Below are 18819 nucleotides of genomic sequence, written 5' to 3' on the forward strand. Positions count from 1 at the left end.
CGCGCCCCCCGCCCCCCGCGCCCCCCCCCCCCCGCCCCCCCCCCGCCCCCCCCCCCCCCCCCCCCCCCCCCCCCCCCCCCCCCCCCCCCCCCCCCCCCCCCCCCCCCCCCCCCCCCCCCCGACTCCAGCGTGCGTCGTGCTGGCTTTGCGGCGCCCCTTGCGACAAGACGCTGCCCTCAGAGGGGAGAAGAGCCAAAAAAGCGCCGGGTAGAACCCGGCGCCATGTGCGGCCATGGTGGCATCGCGTTACGCCTTGGCGAAAGCCAGCAGGTCCTGGTTGAACTGATCGGCATGGGTCACCGTCAGGCCATGCGGCGCGCCCGGGTACACCTTCAACGTGGCGTTGGCCACGATCTTCGCCGACAGCCGGCCCGACGCATCGATCGGCACGATCTGGTCGTCGTCGCCATGCACCACCAGCGTAGGCACGTCGATCTTCTTCAGGTCCTGCGTGTAGTCCACCTCGGAAAACTCGCGGATGCAGTCGTACTGCCCCTTGTGACCGCCCTGCATGCCCTGCAGCCAGAAGGCGTCACGCATACCCTGGCTGACCTTGTGGCCGTCACGGTTGGCGCCGAAGAACGGCGTGGTCAGGTCCTGGTAGAACTGCGAGCGGTCGGCAGCAACCCCGGCGCGGATGCCGTCGAACACGCTCATCGGCAGGCCGCCGGGGTTGGAGGCGCTGACCACCATCTGCGGCGGCACGGCACCCACCAGCACGGCCTTCGCCACGCGCTTGCTGCCGTGGCGGCCGATGTAGTGGGCGATCTCGCCGCCACCGGTGGAGTGGCCCACCAGGATGGCGTCCTTCAGGTCCAGCGCTTCGATCAGCGAGGCCAGGTCGTCGGCGTAAGTGTCCATGGTGTTGCCGTCCCAGGTCTGGGTGGAACGACCATGGCTGCGGCGATCATGCGCGATCACGCGGTAGCCGTGCTGGCCCATGAACAGCATCTGCGGGTCCCAGGCGTCGCTGCTGAGCGGCCAGCCATGGGCGAACACGACCGGCTGGCCGTGGCCCCAGTCTTTGTAGAAGATGCGGGTGCCGTCTTTGACGGTGTGGTAGCTGCTCATCTGGGTATCTCCGGTGGAGTGGGGGTAGGGGTGGGAACGAGCGGGTGCCGCGGCAGGCGCCGGGCTCGGCAGGGCAGGCAGCATCAGCGCTGCCGACACGGCCATGCCGGTGGCCAGGAACTGCCGCCGGGCGGGATCGCCAGGGCGATCGGGAAGAAATGACGACATCGGATCGGTCCAGTGGGGGCCGCGGCGAAACGCCCGGCCACGCCAGTAAAGCGCTGGCGCGCCCCTCGCGATTGCACCGGTGTGCCCGATCATCGCGGGCCATGCCACCGCCTTAACCGGTAACCGCGTATCGTCAGCGCTCTTTGAGTGGGAGTGGATGCATGCGTTGGATCGTGTTGTTGGCCGCATTGGCCATGCCGGTGGTGTCGTGGTTCTCGCAATCCGGCGCATTCGGCCCGACCAATGGCGCGATCTCCGACCGCTATCCGACCCTGCTCGTCGCCGCCGGTTACGCGTTCGCGATCTGGGGCGTGATCTTCCTGTGGGACGTGATCTTCGGACTGTGGCAGCTGCGCCGACGCCGTCCGGACCTGCCCGGCGTGCGTGGCTGGGCGGCGGCCGGGTTCGCGCTGACGGCGGCATGGATGCCGGTGTTTTCCAACCAGTGGTTCCTGCCCGCGCTGGCGATCATCTGGGCCGCGCTGGTGTGCCTGCTGATGGCCGCCGTGCGCGCCGCGCCCACCGACGCCACCGCCGGCCAGCGCGCCTGGGCGGCGTATCCGCTGGCGTTGCATGCCGGCTGGCTGACGATGGCGGCCTTCCTCAATACGGCCCAGGTGATCGTGGCCTACCAGTGGTTGCCCACCGGCGACATGTTCGGCTGGAGCGTGGTGTTGCTGGCCCTGGCGACACTGCTGGCCTGGGCAATGAACCAGCGCCTGCGCGGGCATTTCGCCTATCCGGCTGCCGTGGTGTGGGCGCTGGTGGGTGTGTACGTGAAGCAGTCCGGCTGGCGCCTTCCGGGCGCCGATACGGTGTCGGTGCTGGCGCTGGCAGTGGCCGCGCTGCTGGTGCTGCAGACGCTGATGCTGCGCACGCGGGCGTGGCGTCATCCGACCGTGCCGGTGGTGGCCGCGCACCGCCATCGGCGTTGAAGTCACGCACCTCCGGGCACCGTGTGTGCCCATGCAGGGCCGGGTGCTGCCCGGCAATCCCCCATTGAACTGGCAACAGGAGAATTCCCATGCGCGTTGCATTGCATGACACCTTTGGCGATCCCACCGTCGTGCTGCACGGTGGTGAGGTATCCACCCCGGAACCGGGCGCGGGCGAGGTGCGTATCCGCACCGTGCTGGCCCCCATCCACAACCATGACCTGTGGACCGTGCGCGGCAGGTACGGCTACAAGCCCACGTTGCCGGCGGTCGGCGGCAGTGAAGCGACCGGCGTGATCGACGCGCTGGGCGAAGGCGTGCAGGGCCTGACGGTAGGCCAGCGGGTCAGCGCCGCATCCGTGCATGGCACCTGGGCCGAGCAGTTCATCGCACAGGCGAAGATGGTCATTCCGATGCCGGACGCGATCGATGATGAAACCGCGGCGCAGCTGATCGCGATGCCGCTGAGCGCGCTGATGCTGCTGGAGTTCCTGCAGGTGCGCGAGGGCCAGTGGATCCTGCAGAACGCGGCCAATGGCGCGGTCGGCAAGGCGCTGGCGATGTTGTCCAAGGCACGCGGCGTGCACTGCGTGAACCTGGTGCGGCGCGATGCCGGCGTGGCGGAAATGGAGGCGCTGGGCATCGACAACACGATCTCCACCGCGCAGTCGGACTGGATGGCGCAGGTGCAGGCGCGGGTGGCCGGCGGATCGATCGCCGCGGCGGTGGACTCGGTGGGCGGGCGTGCCAGCAGCGAGCTGATGACCCTGCTGGGCGACGGCGGCACGCTGGTGTCGTTCGGCTCGATGACCGGCGAGCCGATGCAGCTCAACTCGGGTGACGTGATCTTCAAGCAGGCCACGGTAAAGGGGTTCTGGGGCAGCAAGGTGAGCCAGGCGATGGCCGCGGACGACAAGCGCCGGCTGGTCGGCGAGCTGCTGCAACTGGCCGCACGTGGCGGGCTGAGTCTGCCGGTGGACGGTGTGTACGGCCTGGATGAGGTGGCGGCCGCCGCCAAGGCCAGCCTGGAGCCGGGCCGTAACGGCAAGGTGCTGCTGCGTCCGTAAGGTGTTAACGGCGGTAGAGCAGACCGTTGGTCGGCTGCCGTCGATCGGGCACCGCGACAGCCGACCAACGGTCGGCTCTACCCGGCTGGACCTGCGATAGCCGACCAACGGTCGGCTCTACCCGGCTGGACCCGCGATAGCCGACCAACGGTCGGCTCTACCGGTCTGCGCGCAGGGCGTCGATGACCACGCGCAGTGCGCTGGAGGATTGGCGGCGGCTGGGGTAGTAGGCGTAGTACCCGTCGAACACGTCGCACCAGTCGTCCATGACGCGGCGCAGGCGACCGGCCTGCAGGTGGTCCAGCACCATGTCTTCGGGCAGGTAGGCCAGGCCCGCGCCGGCCAGGGCGGCGCGCAGGATGGCGCTGCTGCCGTTGAACGTCCATTGCCCGTCCACGCGCACGTTGGCGTCCTGGCCGTCCTTCTGCAGGTCCCACACCATCAGCCCGCCATGGGTGGGCAGGCGCAGTCCGATGCAGTTGTGCTCGGCCAGGTCCGCCGGCACCTGCGGTGCGACGTGGTGGACGAAGTAGACCGGGCTGGCCACGATCGCCATGCGCTGCGGGCCGCTGATCGGCACCGCGATCATGTCGTTGGCGACGCGTCCGCCCAGGCGGATGCCGATGTCGTACCGCTGCGCCACGATGTCGGCCAGGCCGTAGTCGACGGTGAGCTCCACGCGCAGGTCGGGGTAGGCCGGCAGTATCGCGCTCAGGCGTGGCCAAAGGATGCTGTTGGCCGCGTGCTCGGCGGTGGTGATGCGGATGGTGCCGGCCGGATGGTCACGGTAGTCGCTGATGGCCACCAGCTCGGCCTCGATCTCCTGCATGCGCGGGGCGACGGTGTCGTACAGGCGTTCACCGGCCTCGGTCATCGCCACGCTGCGCGTGGTGCGGGTGAGCAGGCGCACGCCCAGGCGCTCTTCCAGCCCGCGCACGGTGTGGCTCAGCGCGGACTGCGAGACGCCGAGCTGGGCGGCGGCCCGGGTGAAACTGCGCTCGCGGGCCACGGCGACGAACACCTGCAGGTCGTTGAAGTTTTCGCGGGCCATGGCGGTGTCCGGCGCGCATGCGATTCATGCGGGTCCATCATGGGCGCGCGCCACTGGTGAGCACAAGGCGTTCCTTGGTGGAGATTGATGATTGCGGCTCATGGCTGCATGCGCGCCGGGGCAGGCAGTGACGGCTGCGACAGGGACTACAGTGGGTCGGTCCGTTTTCCACGTCGAGGAGTTCCGCATGAACCTGTTGAGCAGTTCGCTGCTGTCGATGGTGGCCGCCACGGCACCGGCCGACGCGGCCCCGATCCAGATCGCCCGCGCCGGGAGTACCGCATCGGCGGCCGGCCCGGCCGACTATTTCACCGGCACGGTGCGCATCGATGCGCCGTTCCAGCGTGCCGCACCGGCCCGCGTGGGTGGCGCCACGGTGACCTTCGAGCCCGGGGCGCGCACGGCGTGGCACACCCATCCGCTCGGGCAGACCCTGATCGTCACCGCCGGGGTGGGCAGCGTGCAGGAGTGGGGCAAGCCGGTGCAGGAGATCCGGCCCGGCGACGTGGTGTGGATCGCGCCGGGGGTGAAGCACTGGCACGGTGCCACGGCGACGGTGGCCATGACCCATATCGCCATCGCCGAAGCAGTCGATGGCTCACCGGTGACCTGGATGGAGCAGGTCAGCGAAACGCAGTACACCGGCGGGTGACATGGCGAGCGACCGGCGTTAATGTAACTGCACCAGTTACATGAAATAAGGTACGCCTAATGGATGCCTACGCCGACCCCGATGCCGTAGCCCGCTACGCAGAACGCCCACCCCGGCTGGTGCCGGGGTTCGGCGACCTGCAGCGGATGTGCACGCAGTTGCTGGCCGAAACGGTGCCGGCCGATGCCCGCGTGCTGGTGCTGGGTGCCGGCGGTGGCCTGGAGCTGCGCACCTTCGCGCAGGCGCAGCCGCACTGGCGGTTCGATGGCGTGGATCCTTCGGCGGCGATGCTGGCGCTGGCGGCCCGCACGATGGGCGAGGATGCGCACCGCGCGCACCTGCACCACGGCTACATCGACGTGGCGCCCGACGGGCCGTTCGATGCGGCGGCCTGCCTGCTCACCCTGCATTTCGTGCCGCCGCAGGAACGCGTGCCGACGCTGGGTGCGTTGCATCGGCGCTTGCGTCCGGGCGCGCCGCTGGTGGTGGCGCACATGAGCTTCGACCAGGATGGCGGTGCGCGTGCGCGCTGGCTGCGACGCTACGCTGCCTTTGCGGTGTCCTCCGGGATCACGCCGGAACAGGCCGAGCACGGTCGCGCCGCCGTCGCCGAGCACGTGCATATCTTGTCGCCGGCGCAGGACGAGGCACTGCTGCGCGAGGCCGGTTTCAGCCGGGTCGAGAGTTTCTACCAAGGCTTGGGATTCCGCGGCTGGCTCGCGCTGGCGTAAGCGCCACGGCATGGTCACGCCGCGGTGGCTACGCTGGGTGCTGGTACGTATCAGGAGAACAGCATGGCCCAGGTGTTCATCATCGGCGCCGCCGGCAAGGTGGGGCGTCATCTCGTCAAGCAACTGGCCGACAAACAGCATCGCGTGCTGGCCCTGCATCGTCGTGCCGAGCAGGGCGCTGAACTGGGCGCCCTTGGCGCAACGCCGGTCACCGGTGATCTCACCGCCACCGACGTGGGCACCCTGGCGGGGCAGATGGCGGGAAGTGACGTCGTCGTCTTCACCGCCGGTGCGGGCGGTGCCGGTGTTGAAGTAACCAACGCCATCGACGGCCGCGGTCTGGAACTGGCCGTCGATGCCGCCCGACAGGCCGGCGTGCGCCGCTTCCTACTGGTGTCGGCGTTCCCGGAAGCCGGCCGCAACAAGGCGATGGGCGAGGGTTTCGAGAATTACATGACGGTCAAGAAGCGCGCGGATGTGTATCTGGCCGCGACCGATCTGGACTGGGTGATCCTGCGCCCGGGCACCTTGAACGATGCGTCGGGCACCGGACGCGTCACCGCGGGCCTGGCGATCGCATATGGCGAGGTCCCGCGCGCCGATGTCGCCGCCACGCTGGTCGCGCTGGTGGAACACCCCGACGTGCGTCGCACGATCATCGAGCTGACCGAAGGCGACCAGCCTGTCGGTGAGGTGATCGCGCGGCTTGCCCGGCCGTAAGCGGGGCCGCCCGGTGCGGCAGTGATAAAATCGCGCTTCCACATCGCACCACAGACGAGCACGCCATGAACGACGCCCCCTTCTATCCCATCGGCACCCCCGGCCAGCCCTGGGGCGCAGCGGAGAAGGCGCAGTGGCGTGCTCGCCAGGTACCGCAGCGGCGCTATGCCGACGACGTGGTGCCGGCCGTCGAGGCGCTGCGCGACGCCTTCGACGTGACCCAGTACGGCACGCTGGCATACGCCCCGGACCAATACCCGCTGTTCGCCGTGCGCAGCCGCGACTGGAACCCGGCGCTGCCAACAATGCTGGTCACCGGTGGCATCCACGGCTACGAAACCAGTGGCGTGCAGGGCGCGCTGCAGTTCCTGCGGACCCGTGCGGCCGACTACGCCGGGCGCGCCAATCTGCTGGTGGTGCCCTGCGTCAGCCCGTGGGGCTACGAGCGCATCCAGCGCTGGAACGCCGATGCGATTGATCCGAACCGCTCCTTCATGGCCAACAGCCCGGCCGCCGAATCGGCCGCGCTGATCGCCCTGGTCGCGCCGCTGCGCGGCAGCATCGCCATGCATATCGATCTGCACGAAACCACCGACAGCGATGAAACCGAGTTCCGCCCGGCCTTGGCCGCGCGCGACGGCAAGCCGTTCGCGCCTGGGCTGATTCCGGATGGCTTCTATCTGGTGGATGACAGCGAAAACCCGCAGCCGGCGCTCCAGACCGCCGTCAATGCCGCGGTCGAGCGGGTGACCCACATCGCCCCGGCCGACGACAAGGGCGAGATCATCGGTTCGCCGGTGGTGGCCCCTGGCGTGATCGAGTACCCGCTGGAGAAGCTGGGCCTGTGCGCCAGCGTCAGTGGTGCCAGGTACACCACCACCACCGAGGTGTACCCGGACAGCCCGCGCGCCACCCCGCAGCAGTGCAACGATGCGCAGGTGGCGGCGATCTGCGCGGCCATCGAGTACGCGCTGGCGCATTGAACGAGCGTAGCGGGTGACCGCGACCGCGAAGCGCAGCACGTAGTGCCGGGCTCTGGCCGGCAAGCGTCAGATCCGGCGCGTAGTGCCGGGCTCTGCCCGGCAAGCGCGGCAGCGGGGCAGAGCCCCCGCTCTACGGGGCAAGCGCGGCAGCGGGGCAGAGCCCCGCTCTACGTGGTGCGGTGCAGGAATTCGTCCAGCAGCCACAGCGCGGCCGGCCCCAGTGTTCCGCCCTTGCGCCACACCGCGTCGCACGCCACCAGCTTCGGCCAGCCGGGTAGGGCCAGTTCCACCAGTTGCCCGCGCCCGTAGCGGGCGACCAGGGTGCGCGGCAGTTCGGCCCAGCCGAAGCCGTCTTCGGCCATCTCCAGCACCATCAGGTAATCCGTCGCCGACCAGCTGCGCCCACGGGCGGGGCCGCTGCGCTGATCGTCGCCGCTCAGGCAGATCCGGCGATGGCTGGCCAGGTGCGATTCGTCCGGGGCAGCGATCTGCGCCAGCGCGTGCTGCTTCGCCACGAACACCGCCATTTCCGCGCGCAGCGGCAGCGCACGCACCGTCAGGTCGGACGGGTACTGCGCCTGCTGCGGCACCAGCCCCAGGTGCGCGCGGTCCCGCTGCACGACCTCCAGTACGTCGCTGCCTTCGGCGTCCAGCCATTCGAGCTCGATGTCGGGAAACCGCTGTTCGAAGCGCTGCAACAGGTGGTGGTCGGGGTTGAGCTGGTAAATGTCGGAGAACACCACGCTCAGCCGGGGCTCGACCGCGTCGCCCAGGCGGATGCTCAGCTGTTCCAGGCGCTCGGCGGCGGCAAGAATCTCCTGCACGTGGCCCAGCACCTTGCGGCCGTCTTCGGTGAGGACCGGGTAGCGGCCGCTGCGGTCGAACAGGGTGAGGCCAAGGTCGGCCTCCAGGGTCGCCACCGCCGTGCTGATCGTCGACTGGGTTTTCTTCAGGCGGCGTGCCGCGGCGGAGAAAGAGCCAAGTGCCGCAGCTTCCACGAAGGCGTGCAGGGATTCGGGGCCATAGCGCATGGATGTATCGCCTTTTGGGATGGGTTCCATCTTTGGTCTGATGGAAAAGGCGATGATAATCGCCGCGTCGCTCGGGTGCCATCGGCCGGCCGCGTTCCGACCACGTGGGTGTGGCCACCCACGTTCACCCGGCCAGCAGCGACGCACGCGCATCCGCCATCCCGGCCGGTGCCCCGGTGCCCGCGCGCACCGGCCGCAATCAAGGAGCTTTCCATGCACACACAGGTGCATTCGCAACCCCGTGCCCGTGGCGGCCTGATCGCCTGGGCCTGCCTGACCGTGGCGATCGTCGCCGAAGTGGTCGGCACCTCGTTCATGGCCGATGCCGCCCGGCACGGCGGCTACGCCGGTTATGTCGTCATGGCCGTGGCCCTGGCTATTTCGTACTACTTCCTCGCCTTGTCGGTGCGCGCCATCGCCGTCGGGGTCGCCTACGCGGTGTGGGAAGGCCTCGGCCTGACCCTGCTGACCCTGGTCGGCATGTTCGTGTTCAAGGAGAGCCTGTCGGTGCAGCAGATGATCGGCCTGGGGATGGCGGCAGCCGGCATCGTCTGCGTCACCCTGGGCGAGGAGCACGCGGCATGAACCTCACCGCCTTCCTGTTCGTGGTCTGCTCGGCCTTGATCGACATCGCGGCCAACATGATGGTCGCCAAGTCCGACGGTTTCCGTAAACCGGGCTGGGGCATCGCCGCCATCATGATGGTGTGGGTGGCGTTCGCGCTACTCGGCCAGGCGGTCAAGAGCATGGACCTGGCCACCGCCTATGCGATGTGGGGCGCGATCGGCGTGATCGGCACGGCCCTCTGCGGGCGCGTGCTGTTCGGCAACCGGCTGCGTCCAATCGGCTGGATCGGCATCGCGCTGGTCACCGGCGCGGTGGTGGTGCTGTCCAGCCACTGAAGGCGCTCAGCGGAACAGCTGGTTCAGCGCCGCCCCGGACGCCGCATCGGCAAAGCCATCGAAACGCCCTTCGTCGGCCAGCAGTGTCGAGGCGCGCATCATCCCGCCCCACGCGCTGCGCGCCATCGCGCCGCCCACGCTGACCCGGCGCACGCCCATGGCGGCGATATCCTGCAGCGTGAACGGCACGGCGCTGCCCACCAGCAGGTTCACCGGCTTCGGGGCTACCGCGGCAACCACCGCGTCGATCTGCTCACGGGTGCTGATGCCCGGCGCATACAGGCAGTCCGCGCCGGCCGCGGCGTAGGCGCGCAGCCGCGCGATGGCATCGTCGAGGTCGGGGCGGCCGACAAAGAAATTCTCGGCCCGGCCGATCAGCAGCACGTCTTCGCCACTGCGGTCGATGGCGGCGCGTGCGGCGCGCACCCGTGCCACCGCCTCGTCGAGCGGACGCAGCGGCGCAGCGGCATCGCCACTGGCGTCTTCAATGGACAGCCCGGCCACGCCGGTGGCGATGGCCTGTTCCACGGCACGCTCCACCGCTGCGGCATCCGCGCCGAAGCCGTCGCCGAAATCGGCATTCACCGGCAGTGGCGTGGCGGCGGCCAGTTCGCGCAGGTGGGCCAGCGTCTCATCCAGTGAGAGCTGCCCATCCGGCTTGCCCTGGCTCCATGCCACGCCGGAACTGGTGCTGGCCAGCGCAGCGAACCCGAGCCCGTGCAGATAGCGCGCACTGCCCACGTCCCACGGGTTGGGCAACACGAAACAGCCGGCCGCATGCAGGGCGCGGAAGGCCGCGCGGCGGGGGCGGGGATCGAAGGGCAGGGTGGTCATGGCGCGGACCCGGTGGGCGGTTCGACGATGGTACCGCCCTTGCGGGGGCCGCTCAGAACCCGATCGTGCCCTGCAGGTACACGGTGCGTGGCTGGCCGACGAACTTGCCGCCGTTGTTGTCGGTGGAGCGGGTGTAGTAGCGGCGGTCCAGCACGTTTTTCACCCCGATGGCCAGCTTCAGGTCATGCAGTGCCGGCCCGAAGTCGTACCCGGCGCGGACCGCCAGGGTGGAATAGCCCGGGATGTCGCCGAGGCGGCCGGTCGGATCTTCGGCGGTCACGTAGGCCGCGCCTTCGGTCGGGGTGCCGGGCGAGCGCTGCCCGGACTGGGCGAACAGGTCGGCATTGAAGGTCCAGCGGTCGATCGCGTAGCGGGCGCCGAACGAGCCCACCTGGCGGGAGTAGAGCGGCAGGTCGCGGCCGGCGAACACACCGGCGCGGGCGGTAGCCTCGGTCCAGGTGTAGGTCATCGACAGCTGCAGGCCCGCCAGTGCGTCACTGAGCTGGCCCATTTCCACCCGCAGTGCCGATTCGGCGCCGCGGTGGCGGGTGGCGCCCAGGTCGGTCCACATGCCTTCGCCGACGATCGAGCGTGCCAGCTGCAGCTCCTTGTCGAAATCGACATTGAACAGGGTGAACTCGCCACTCAGCAGCGCACCGTTGAAATGGGTGCCCAGCTCATAGGTCGTCGCCGATTCCGGATGCAGGCCTTCGGTGGTCGAGGCCAGCTGGCTGTACTGCTGCGGCCCGAACGACTTGCCGCCGTTGGCGAACAGCGACCAGGCATCATTCAGCCGGTACAGCACCGACAGCGTCGGCAGGGTTTCCCGCGAGGTGATGCTCGGGGTCAGCACGCTGGTGACCGCGCCACTGGTGGCCAGGTTGGTCACGGTATTGAAGGTGCGGATGTCTTCCACGCGCACGCCCGGGGTGAGTGTCCAGTTGCCGATATCGATCCGGTCGTCGATGTAGAACGCGTTGGCAGTCGTACCGCCGCGGCTGGTCTGGTACGGCAGCAGCGGCAGGTCGAAACCGGCCACGGCTGCGGCGGGCCGGTAATAGCCGGTGCGCGAGGCCACTTCGCTGCTGGCTTCCTTGAGGTAGCGGTAGCCCACGCTGATTTCCTGCACCACCGTGCCGGTGGTGAACAGGCGCGAATACCGCGGCTCCACGCCCAGGTAGTGGTAGCTGCGCGGCGCGGCGGTGAGCCGGCGCTGGCCGTTGCTGGCACCGCTGCCGTCCTGTTCGATATAGCTGCCGCGGAACGAATCGACGTAGTAGCCCAGCACCTCGACGTTGTTGCTGCCGTCGGTCCAGGTGTATTTCAGCGACCCGTCGCTACGGCGGCCATTGAACACGTCGTAGGGGCGGGTGGACTGGAACGGGTCGGCCGCGTACTGAGCGCTGGTCAGCCCGCCCGGCATGCGGCCGCTGCCTTCAAAATGATGCAGCGACAGCGCCAGGTCGCCGGCGTTACCCAGCGCGTAGGACGCCTTGAGCAGCACATCGTCGATGTCGGTGCTGTCGTTGCTGCTGCGCCAGCCCTCGCCATGGGTGCCAGAATACAGCAGCGCCATGCCCAGGCCGCCATCGGTGGTGCCGCCCACGAACAGGCTGGGCACGGTCTTCAGGTGGCCGCTGCGGCCGTACAGTTCGCTGCTGAAACCCAGCGTGCCGGCGAATTCGGTCGGAATGGCGCGGGTCACGAAGTTGATGATGCCGCCCACGTTCTGTGGCCCGTAGCGCACCGAGCCGGCGCCGCGCACCACGTCCACCGATTCCAGGTTGCCCAGCGCTACCGGGGCCAGCGACAGCTGCGGCTGGCCGTAGGGTGCATACGACATCGGCACGCCGTCCATCAGCACATAGGAGCGCGGCGACAGGCGCGAGGTCAGACCGCGCACGCCGACGTTGAGCGAAACATCGCTGCCGCCGGTGCCGTTGCTTTCCTGCACCTGCACGCCGGGGATCTGGCGCAGCACGTCGCGCACGCTGGTCGCGCCGCTTTCGGCGATGCGTTGGGATTCAACGATGCTGCGCGCGCCGGGGTGGTCGAGCAGCTTGGCCTCGGTCGGGTTGTCCAGCCAGTTGCCGGTGACGGTGACCGCATCCAGGTCGGTCGGGGTGGCCGATTGCGCACTCACCACACACGGCAGGGCGGCGAGGGCAGCAACAAGCGCGCACGCGATCGGCGACGGTCGCGGGCAGGACGAACGGGGCAACATGGGCACGACACTTCCGGTAGTGGGGGCGAACGCCGGCGGATCCTACCGGAAATGCGAATCATGCGCATCGCACGGGGCGTTCAGCGTCGCCCCGCGGCGGTGCGGTGTCGGCTAGGCCCGTACCCAGCGTGCGGCGATGCCGATGCCAGCCAACGCAACAGCCACCAAGCAGAAGGCGAACACCAGGCTGCTGGCCTGCGCCACGAACCCGATGAAGGCGGGGCCTGCCAGTACACCGGCGTAACCGAGCGTGGTGATCGCCGGAATCGCCAGGCTTTCCGGCATCGCCTTCTGGTTGCCGGCCATCGAGAACAGCGCCGGCACGATGTTGGCGCAGCCGAGCCCGATCAGCGCATAGCCCAGCAACGCCAGCGGCAGCAGCGTGGCAAAGGTGACCAGCGCGAAACCACCGGCGGCCACCAGGCTGCCGAGCAGGATGGCGCGGTGCCGCCCCAGCGCGGCCACCACGCCGTCGCCGACCAGGCGGGTCACCGTCATGGCGATGGCGAACGTCATGAAGCCCAGCCCGGCGTGCGACGGCGGCACCTGCTGAACCTCGTGCAGGAATACCGCGCTCCAGTCCAGCATGGCGCCCTCGGCCAGGAAGGCCACGAAACACAGCACGCCGATGCCCAGCACCACCCCATGCGGCACCGCGAACACCGGGGCACCGGCCGGCGCCTTGTCGCGCCGCCAGTACGGCAGCGACAGGGCCAGCAGCGCAGCCATCACCGCGACGGCCAGCAGGCACACCAGCCACGGCGGCAGGTGCAGCGCGAGCAGCCCGGTCATCGCCGCGGCGCCAACCGCGCCGCCGATGCTGTAGAAGGCGTGGAAGCCGGACATCATCGGCCGGCCGCTGTCACGCTCGACCATGACCGCCTGGATGTTCATCGTGCAGTCGCACGCGCCCACCCCGGCGCCGAACACGAACAGGGCCAGGCCCAGCGTCCAGGGCGAGGGGGCGATGGCCAGCAGCGGCAGGCTGGCGATCACCATCAACAGGGTGCCGATCATCACCGCGCGGCACCCATGGCGGGCAGCGAAGATGCCGGCCAACGGCATCGCCAGCAGGGAGCCTGCGCCCAGGCACAGCAGCACCAGGCCCAGCGAGCCCTCGTCCAGCCCGGTGCGGGTCTTGGCGAACGGTACCAGCGGCGCCCAGGCGGCAGTGGCGAAGCCGGGTAGGAAGAAGGCGGCGCGGGTGGCGTGTTGTTCGACGCGGGTACCGGCCAGGGATGCGTGGGTCAGCGTGGACATATCGGGCTCACTCCGCCGCGGCGTGGTGGATGTCGACGCCGCGGCGCGCGAACGCCTCGGCCTGCGCGGGCGGGGCATCGGCCTCCAGCACCAGCACGTCGATCTGGTCGACCGCGCCGATCCGGTGCGAAGCCTGCGCGCCCAGCTTTTCGTTGCTGGCCACCACCACGCAGCGGCTGCTGGCACCGAGCATGGCCCGCTTCAACGCGGCCTCCTCGCCATCCACGGCCCACAACCCGGCGTCGGCATCCACCGCACAGGTGCCGATGAAGCACACATCCACGCGCAACGCGGCGATCGCTTCCAGCGCCTGCGCGCCCACGGCCGCGCCGATCCGCGGATCCAGCCGGCCGCCGATCAGGGTGACCTCGAACCCGCTGCGCGCCATCAGCAGCAGCGCAATGTCCGGGGCATTGGTGATCACTCGCAGGCCCTGGTTGTCGGGCAGGCACGCGGCGATGGCACTGTTGGTGGAACCGGCATCCAGCAGCACCTGCTCACCCGGACGCACATGCAGGGCGGCCGCACGCGCCAACGCCTGCTTCTGTTCGCGCTGCAGGGCATGGCGGTCGGCCAGCGGCGGGAACTCCGGGGCCGCCGGCAGCGCGCCGCCGTATACCTTGCGGCACAGACCCTGGCTGGCCAGATCGCGCAGGTCGCGGCGAATCGAGTCCTCGGAGACGCCCATCTGCAGCGCAAGCTGGGCCGAGAACACGCGGCCCTGCTCGCGTAGCAGGCGGAGGATGGTCTGTTGGCGTTCGCCGGGGAGGGCTTCAGGATTCATGCGGGTTCTCGAGGCGTTGTGTACAAAACCGGAGAACCATGCATGAACGCGCGGAGGATCACCCGATTTGTAGGGTGAATATACACGAAGGCGCAGAACAGTGCGCAATAACGCGCACAAATGTATGCGTGATTGTGCGCGATTGCGGTGCGGTGTCAGTCCGCGCGGAGCAGTTCCGGCTGGATCACTCCGGCCACCCAGTCCATGAACGCGGTGACCCGGTGGGGCAGGTGGCGGCGCTGCGCGTACAACAACGTTACCGGCATCGGCTCGGCGGCGAGCTGGGGCAGCACCTCCACCAGGGTGCCGGCCGCCAATGCCTGGCGCACGCCCAGCCGCGGCACCTGGATGATGCCCAGGCCCGCCAGTGCGGCGGCGTTGTAGCCCTCGCCACTGTTGACCGTGACCGCCCCGCGCATCGGCAGGCTGCGGTAGCCGCCCTGGTCATCGGGGTACTCGAAGCCCGGCGAGCGCTGGCCCAGCGTGCCTACGTAGTGGATCAGCGCGTGATCGTGCAGGTCGGCGAGCGTGTGTGGGGTGCCGCGCGCGGCGAGATACGCCGGGCTGGCGCAGTTGACGATCTGCATGTTGCCCAGTGGTCGGGCCACCAGCGTGTTGTCGTCCAGGCTGCCTACCCGCAGCACGCAGTCGAAGCCTTCGCGAATGAGGTCGACGCGGCGGTCGGTGCCGCTGAGCTCGATCTCCAGCCCCGGATGCTGCGCAAGGAAGCCGGGCAGGTGCGGGATCACCAGCTGACGGGCCAGGCCGCTGGACATGTCCACCCGCAGCCGACCCTTGAGCTGGCTGGTGTCGCGGCGGAACATGCCCTGCAGCTCTTCCATGTCGTCCAGCAGGTCACGGGCGCGCTGCTGGAACTGCAGGCCGTCGGCGCTCAGCCGTACCCGGCGGGTGGTCCGGTGCAGCAACTGCACGCCCACCTCCGCCTCCAATCGCTGCACGGCCAACGACACGCTGGCCTTGGGCAGGCCCAGGCTGTCGGCCGCGCCGGTGAACGAGCCCAGTTCGGCGACGCGCAGGAAGCTGCGCAGTTGGTCCAGGCGATCCATGGATTGTTCGTCGTTGGTGAACAGTCAAATCAGGATCGCGCGGTTTATGCGGCTACGCAAGATCAATAGTCTGTGCCCACACCCTACCGCTGGAGAAACATCATGAGCAGCTCCTCCCGTATCGTCCTGGTCACTGGCGGCAGCCGCGGTCTGGGCCGCAACGCCGCACTCGCGCTGGCGGCCGATGGCGCCGATATCGTGATCACCTACCGCAGCCAGGCCGACGCCGCCCGGCAGGTGGTCGCTCAGATCGAAGCGCTCGGTCGCCGTGCCACGGCCTTGCCGCTGGATGTCGCCGACAGCGGCAGCTTCCCCGCGTTCGCCGACCAGCTGCGCGACACCCTGCAGGGGTGGGGCGCCACGCAGTTGCAGGGCCTGCTCAACAACGCCGGCGAAGGCTTGTACGCGAGCATCGCCGAGACCACGCACGAACAGTTCGACCACGCCGTGGCGGTACATCTGAAGGGGCCGTACTTCCTCACCCAGGCGCTGCTGCCGCTGATCGCCGATGGCGGGCGCATCCTCAACGTGTCCAGCGGGCTGGCGCGGTTCTCGCTGCCGGGCAGTTCGGCCTACGCGATGATGAAGGGCGGCATCGAGGTGTTCACCCGCTACCTGGCCAAGGAGCTGGGCGCGCGCGGGATCAGCGCCAACACGCTCGCGCCGGGCGCGATCGCCACCGATTTCGGCGGCGGCCGTGTGCGCGACGACGAGCATGTCAACGGCATGGTGGCCTCGATTACCGCGCTGGGACGTGCCGGCCAGCCGGATGACATCGGGCCGGTGGCCGCGGCGCTGTTGTCGCCGTCCACGGCATGGATCAATGCGCAGCGGGTGGAAGCGTCGGGCGGCATGTTCGTCTGAGTGGCGGGGCGTGTGCCATCGTGCGCACGCCTTTTGGACGTCGATCGGCTGCAAACGGGTCGCATTCGCAGTTCGCGGCTATCATGGCGCTCCTGATTCCCGCGTGCCGAGCCTGATTTGAACGCCACTCCACCAATGACCCCCATGGGTCGCGTTTTCGCCACCGTTGCCTTCATCGAAGCGCTCACCTGGGCCGGCCTGTTGATCGGCATGTACTTCAAGTACCACGCCGCCGATCCCACTCCGATCGGCGTGCGCGTGTTCGGCCCGGTGCACGGGTTCGCCTTCATGGCCTACGTTGTGGTGACGGTACTGGCCGCGGTGCGGCTGCGTTGGCCGTGGTGGGCGGCAGGGCTGGCCCTGCTGGCCGCGGTGCCGCCGCTGGTGACCTTGCCGCTGGAGTGGTGGTTCAAGCGGCGCGGGCTGCTGGGCCGTCGGCCGGCGTAGCTCTGTAGCGCGGTAGAGCCGACCGTTGGTCGGCTGCACGTATCGGTCCATCATTGGTGACCGCAGCCGCGACGCCGTTTCGGGGTCATGCGTGCAATGCGCGTAGCACCGTTATCGGCAGTCGTTTGGGAACCGACCCTACCGGGGTGGCGAGCGTGTTTTCACGACGTCAGGGTGCCATGGCTGCGGCCAGTGCTTCGCCGATCTGTTTCGGCGACTGATACCCCGCCCGTCGCGCCACTTCGTGACCGTCACGGACCAGTAGAAGGGTCGGTGTCTGGCGCAGGCCCAGGCTGCGGAAGAACACCTCGCCGATGGTTTCCAGGTGCACCTTGAGCAGCACGATGCCCGACGTACTGGGCGAATCGGCGATGCTGGCCAACGACATGTCCAGCATGCGGCAGCCGGGGCAGTTGTCCTTGTGGAAATCTACCAGCACGGTGGGATGGTCGCGCAGGGCGGCGTGGTAGGCGTCAGGCGTGGCGGCGTGCAGGGTCTGCATGGGTTGAGGTCTCGATGCGGGCCAACACGGTGTCGGTCCAGTGGTGGATGGCGTGGGTGTCGGCCTGCCCGTGCGGCATCTGCTCGATTTCCAGCACCGGGTGCGGCGAGCCGAAGAAGCGCGCCAGCCGGTGCGCGGCGCCGCAGTAGTACTCCGGGCCCCATTGGGTCTCGCCGGTGCCGAACACGGCCACGCCCGGGCCGGGCGGCAGCCCGGCGGTGTCGCGCAGCGTGGCCACGAAGGCCTTCATCTCCGCCGGGGTACGGCCCGCATTGTCGGTCCAGCAGCCGAGCAGCAGTGCATCGCGTGGCTGCTCGAGCGCGGCAGCGGTAGCGCCGTCCACGTCCAGCAACTGCAGCCAATGACCGAGCGCCTGGCAGCGTGCCGCGACCAGCCGCGCCAGCTCGCGCGTGTTGCCGCTCAGCGATGCATAGGCAAGCAGGATGCGCATGGGCGGCTTACAGGTCGTCGAAGCCGTTGTCCGCGTTGGTCTTCTTGTAGCTGGCGTTGCGCATTTCGAAGAAGTCCGTCTTGGTCTCGGTGAAGTTGTCGGCGTAGGCCTTGATCCACGGCATCACGTTGACGTGGGTGTCGCTGTACAGCTTCTCGATGCCGAGCATGCCGGCCATCTTGTTGGCGCGGTATTTCACGTAGCGGATCATTTCGTCCACGTCGATGCCGTCGATACCGTCCAGCACCTCGCCGGTCCAGCGCGTTTCCAGTGCGATGGCATGCTCGAACGCATCGTGTACGTAGGCGGTGAGCTGGTCGCCCTGAAGCTGCTGGTTCTCGCCGATGATGGCGCGGATCAATTCGCTGATGAACTTGGTGTGGGCCAGTTCGTCGCGGTTGATGAAGCTGATGATCTTGCCGGTACCGGTCATGCGGTTCTGGCGGACCAGGTTGTAGAAGAAGGCGAACCCGGAATAGAAGTTGATCCCCTCCAGGATCGACGACTGGATCAGCGACCGGATCAGGGTCTCGGCGGTCTTTTCGCGCATGAAGTCGTCGTAGGACTGCATGATCGGCTGGTTGCGCGCCAGGATGGTGGGATGGGTGCGGGCGATCTCGAACACGCGGTTCTGGTCGGCCAGCCCGGCGATGGAGGCCAGCACGTAGCTGTAGCTCTCGTTATGGATCACTTCCTGCTGGCCGATGATCGCCGCGTTGGCATGCGCGGCCGGGTCGGTGATGTACTCGGCCACGTTGTAGATGAAGCGGGTCTGCGGGGAGTCGAGCGTGGCCAGCAGGCCGATGATCGAATCGTAGGCGTTCTTTTCGCGCGCGTTGAGCTCGCCGTAGCCGCGCGCGTCGCCCTTCATGTCCACTTCGTCGGGGATCCAGAAGTTGGTCGACAGCTCCTTGTAGGCCCGGTAGAAGGACGGGTAGGGGATGTCGTTCCAGTTCAGGATGCCGCTGGTGCGGCCGTTGATGATGCCGGTGGAGCGGTTGGGGTGGCGCGGTTCGAGAATCTTGATGCGTTCGAGCGGTGTTGCCATGGGGGTGTCCTGGTTGTCGGGTTGCGC

General features: G+C 68.7%; 21 protein-coding genes. 10 read left to right on the top strand and 11 right to left on the bottom strand.

The genetic code is table 11. The annotated features are described in order from the left end of the window. Positions 1-246 precede the first annotated feature (246 nt). On the bottom strand, positions 247-1071 hold the full coding sequence (locus tag ABIA71_RS19060; protein ID WP_354287346.1) for an alpha/beta fold hydrolase: 825 nt from the start codon (positions 1069-1071) through the stop codon (positions 247-249). Between the two features lie 329 nt (positions 1072-1400). Between ABIA71_RS19060 and ABIA71_RS19065 the strand changes: the two genes are divergently transcribed. Together ABIA71_RS19065 and ABIA71_RS19070 are read left to right on the top strand one after the other, a co-directional pair. After that, complete coding sequence (locus ABIA71_RS19065; protein ID WP_159496862.1) at positions 1401-2174, top strand: TspO-related membrane protein; 774 nt, start codon at positions 1401-1403, stop codon at positions 2172-2174. Positions 2175-2263: 89 nt separating this feature from the next. Next, positions 2264-3241: a zinc-binding dehydrogenase gene (locus ABIA71_RS19070; RefSeq protein ID WP_354287348.1), complete on the top strand. Its 978-nt coding sequence runs from the start codon at positions 2264-2266 to the stop codon at positions 3239-3241. Positions 3242-3398: 157 nt separating this feature from the next. Here the strand turns inward: ABIA71_RS19070 and ABIA71_RS19075 are convergent, their stop codons facing one another. Next, complete coding sequence (locus ABIA71_RS19075; protein WP_354287350.1) at positions 3399-4292, bottom strand: LysR family transcriptional regulator; 894 nt, start codon at positions 4290-4292, stop codon at positions 3399-3401. Positions 4293-4479: 187 nt separating this feature from the next. On the opposite strand from ABIA71_RS19075, the gene ABIA71_RS19080 reads away from it, so the two are divergent. The 4 genes from ABIA71_RS19080 to ABIA71_RS19095 all read left to right on the top strand — a co-directional run bounded on the left by ABIA71_RS19080 (position 4480) and on the right by ABIA71_RS19095 (position 7378). Further along, the gene (locus tag ABIA71_RS19080) at positions 4480-4944 is read left to right on the top strand and encodes a (R)-mandelonitrile lyase (RefSeq protein ID WP_354287352.1); all 465 of its coding nucleotides are present in this window, start codon (positions 4480-4482) and stop codon (positions 4942-4944) included. Between the two features lie 59 nt (positions 4945-5003). Continuing rightward, entirely contained in the window at positions 5004-5675 is a 672-nt protein-coding gene (locus tag ABIA71_RS19085; RefSeq protein WP_354287354.1) for a class I SAM-dependent methyltransferase, read from the top strand. A gap of 63 nt (positions 5676-5738) precedes the next feature. Further along, on the top strand, positions 5739-6395 hold the full coding sequence (locus ABIA71_RS19090) for an SDR family oxidoreductase (protein WP_354287356.1): 657 nt from the start codon (positions 5739-5741) through the stop codon (positions 6393-6395). Between the two features lie 65 nt (positions 6396-6460). Then, positions 6461-7378, top strand: a complete 918-nt coding sequence (locus tag ABIA71_RS19095) for a M14 family metallopeptidase (protein WP_354287357.1) — start codon at positions 6461-6463, stop codon at positions 7376-7378. Positions 7379-7545: 167 nt separating this feature from the next. Here the strand turns inward: ABIA71_RS19095 and ABIA71_RS19100 are convergent, their stop codons facing one another. Next, positions 7546-8409: a LysR family transcriptional regulator gene (locus ABIA71_RS19100; RefSeq protein ID WP_354287359.1), complete on the bottom strand. Its 864-nt coding sequence runs from the start codon at positions 8407-8409 to the stop codon at positions 7546-7548. Positions 8410-8622: 213 nt separating this feature from the next. Between ABIA71_RS19100 and ABIA71_RS19105 the strand changes: the two genes are divergently transcribed. Together ABIA71_RS19105 and ABIA71_RS19110 are read left to right on the top strand one after the other, a co-directional pair. Next, positions 8623-8994 carry a DMT family transporter gene (locus ABIA71_RS19105; protein WP_354287361.1) on the top strand — a complete coding sequence of 124 codons (372 nt, stop codon included), beginning with the start codon at positions 8623-8625 and terminating at the stop codon, positions 8992-8994. Beyond that, on the top strand, positions 8991-9311 hold the full coding sequence (locus ABIA71_RS19110; RefSeq protein ID WP_354287363.1) for an SMR family transporter: 321 nt from the start codon (positions 8991-8993) through the stop codon (positions 9309-9311). The genes ABIA71_RS19105 and ABIA71_RS19110 overlap by 4 nt, the downstream gene beginning before the upstream one ends. Positions 9312-9317: 6 nt before the next feature. On the opposite strand, the gene ABIA71_RS19115 is transcribed toward ABIA71_RS19110, so the two are convergent. From ABIA71_RS19115 to ABIA71_RS19135, 5 genes are all read right to left on the bottom strand, one after another. After that, entirely contained in the window at positions 9318-10145 is an 828-nt protein-coding gene (locus tag ABIA71_RS19115; protein WP_354287365.1) for an isocitrate lyase/PEP mutase family protein, read from the bottom strand. 52 nt (positions 10146-10197) lie between these two features. Further along, positions 10198-12288 carry a TonB-dependent receptor family protein gene (locus ABIA71_RS19120; protein WP_354287367.1) on the bottom strand — a complete coding sequence of 697 codons (2091 nt, stop codon included), beginning with the start codon at positions 12286-12288 and terminating at the stop codon, positions 10198-10200. A 192-nt stretch (positions 12289-12480) separates the two neighbouring features. Next, entirely contained in the window at positions 12481-13629 is a 1149-nt protein-coding gene (locus ABIA71_RS19125; RefSeq protein WP_128097755.1) for an MFS transporter, read from the bottom strand. A 7-nt stretch (positions 13630-13636) separates the two neighbouring features. Next, on the bottom strand, positions 13637-14413 hold the full coding sequence (locus ABIA71_RS19130; RefSeq protein WP_354287369.1) for a DeoR/GlpR family DNA-binding transcription regulator: 777 nt from the start codon (positions 14411-14413) through the stop codon (positions 13637-13639). A 155-nt stretch (positions 14414-14568) separates the two neighbouring features. Next, positions 14569-15480 carry a LysR family transcriptional regulator gene (locus ABIA71_RS19135; protein WP_354287370.1) on the bottom strand — a complete coding sequence of 304 codons (912 nt, stop codon included), beginning with the start codon at positions 15478-15480 and terminating at the stop codon, positions 14569-14571. A gap of 102 nt (positions 15481-15582) precedes the next feature. On the opposite strand from ABIA71_RS19135, the gene ABIA71_RS19140 reads away from it, so the two are divergent. Further along, entirely contained in the window at positions 15583-16344 is a 762-nt protein-coding gene (locus ABIA71_RS19140) for an SDR family NAD(P)-dependent oxidoreductase (protein WP_354287372.1), read from the top strand. Positions 16345-16479: 135 nt separating this feature from the next. Then, entirely contained in the window at positions 16480-16791 is a 312-nt protein-coding gene (locus ABIA71_RS19145; RefSeq protein ID WP_354287374.1) for a DUF3817 domain-containing protein, read from the top strand. Between the two features lie 169 nt (positions 16792-16960). On the opposite strand, the gene ABIA71_RS19150 is transcribed toward ABIA71_RS19145, so the two are convergent. Genes ABIA71_RS19150 through ABIA71_RS19160 form a run of 3 tightly spaced genes read right to left on the bottom strand, consistent with a single transcriptional unit; the run spans position 16961 to position 18792 of the window. Continuing rightward, on the bottom strand, positions 16961-17293 hold the full coding sequence (locus ABIA71_RS19150; protein ID WP_354287376.1) for a thioredoxin family protein: 333 nt from the start codon (positions 17291-17293) through the stop codon (positions 16961-16963). Continuing rightward, on the bottom strand, positions 17265-17744 hold the full coding sequence (locus ABIA71_RS19155; RefSeq protein WP_354287378.1) for a flavodoxin: 480 nt from the start codon (positions 17742-17744) through the stop codon (positions 17265-17267). Before ABIA71_RS19155 ends, ABIA71_RS19150 begins: the two co-directional genes overlap by 29 nt. Before the next feature lie 7 nt (positions 17745-17751). Further along, positions 17752-18792, bottom strand: coding sequence for a ribonucleotide-diphosphate reductase subunit beta (locus ABIA71_RS19160; RefSeq protein WP_354287379.1), 1041 nt, complete (start codon positions 18790-18792; stop codon positions 17752-17754). Positions 18793-18819 lie beyond the last annotated feature (27 nt).

It is taken from the genome of Stenotrophomonas sp. 2619, assembly GCF_040548725.1.
Taxonomy (GTDB): Bacteria; Pseudomonadota; Gammaproteobacteria; order Xanthomonadales; family Xanthomonadaceae; genus Stenotrophomonas; species Stenotrophomonas maltophilia_AP.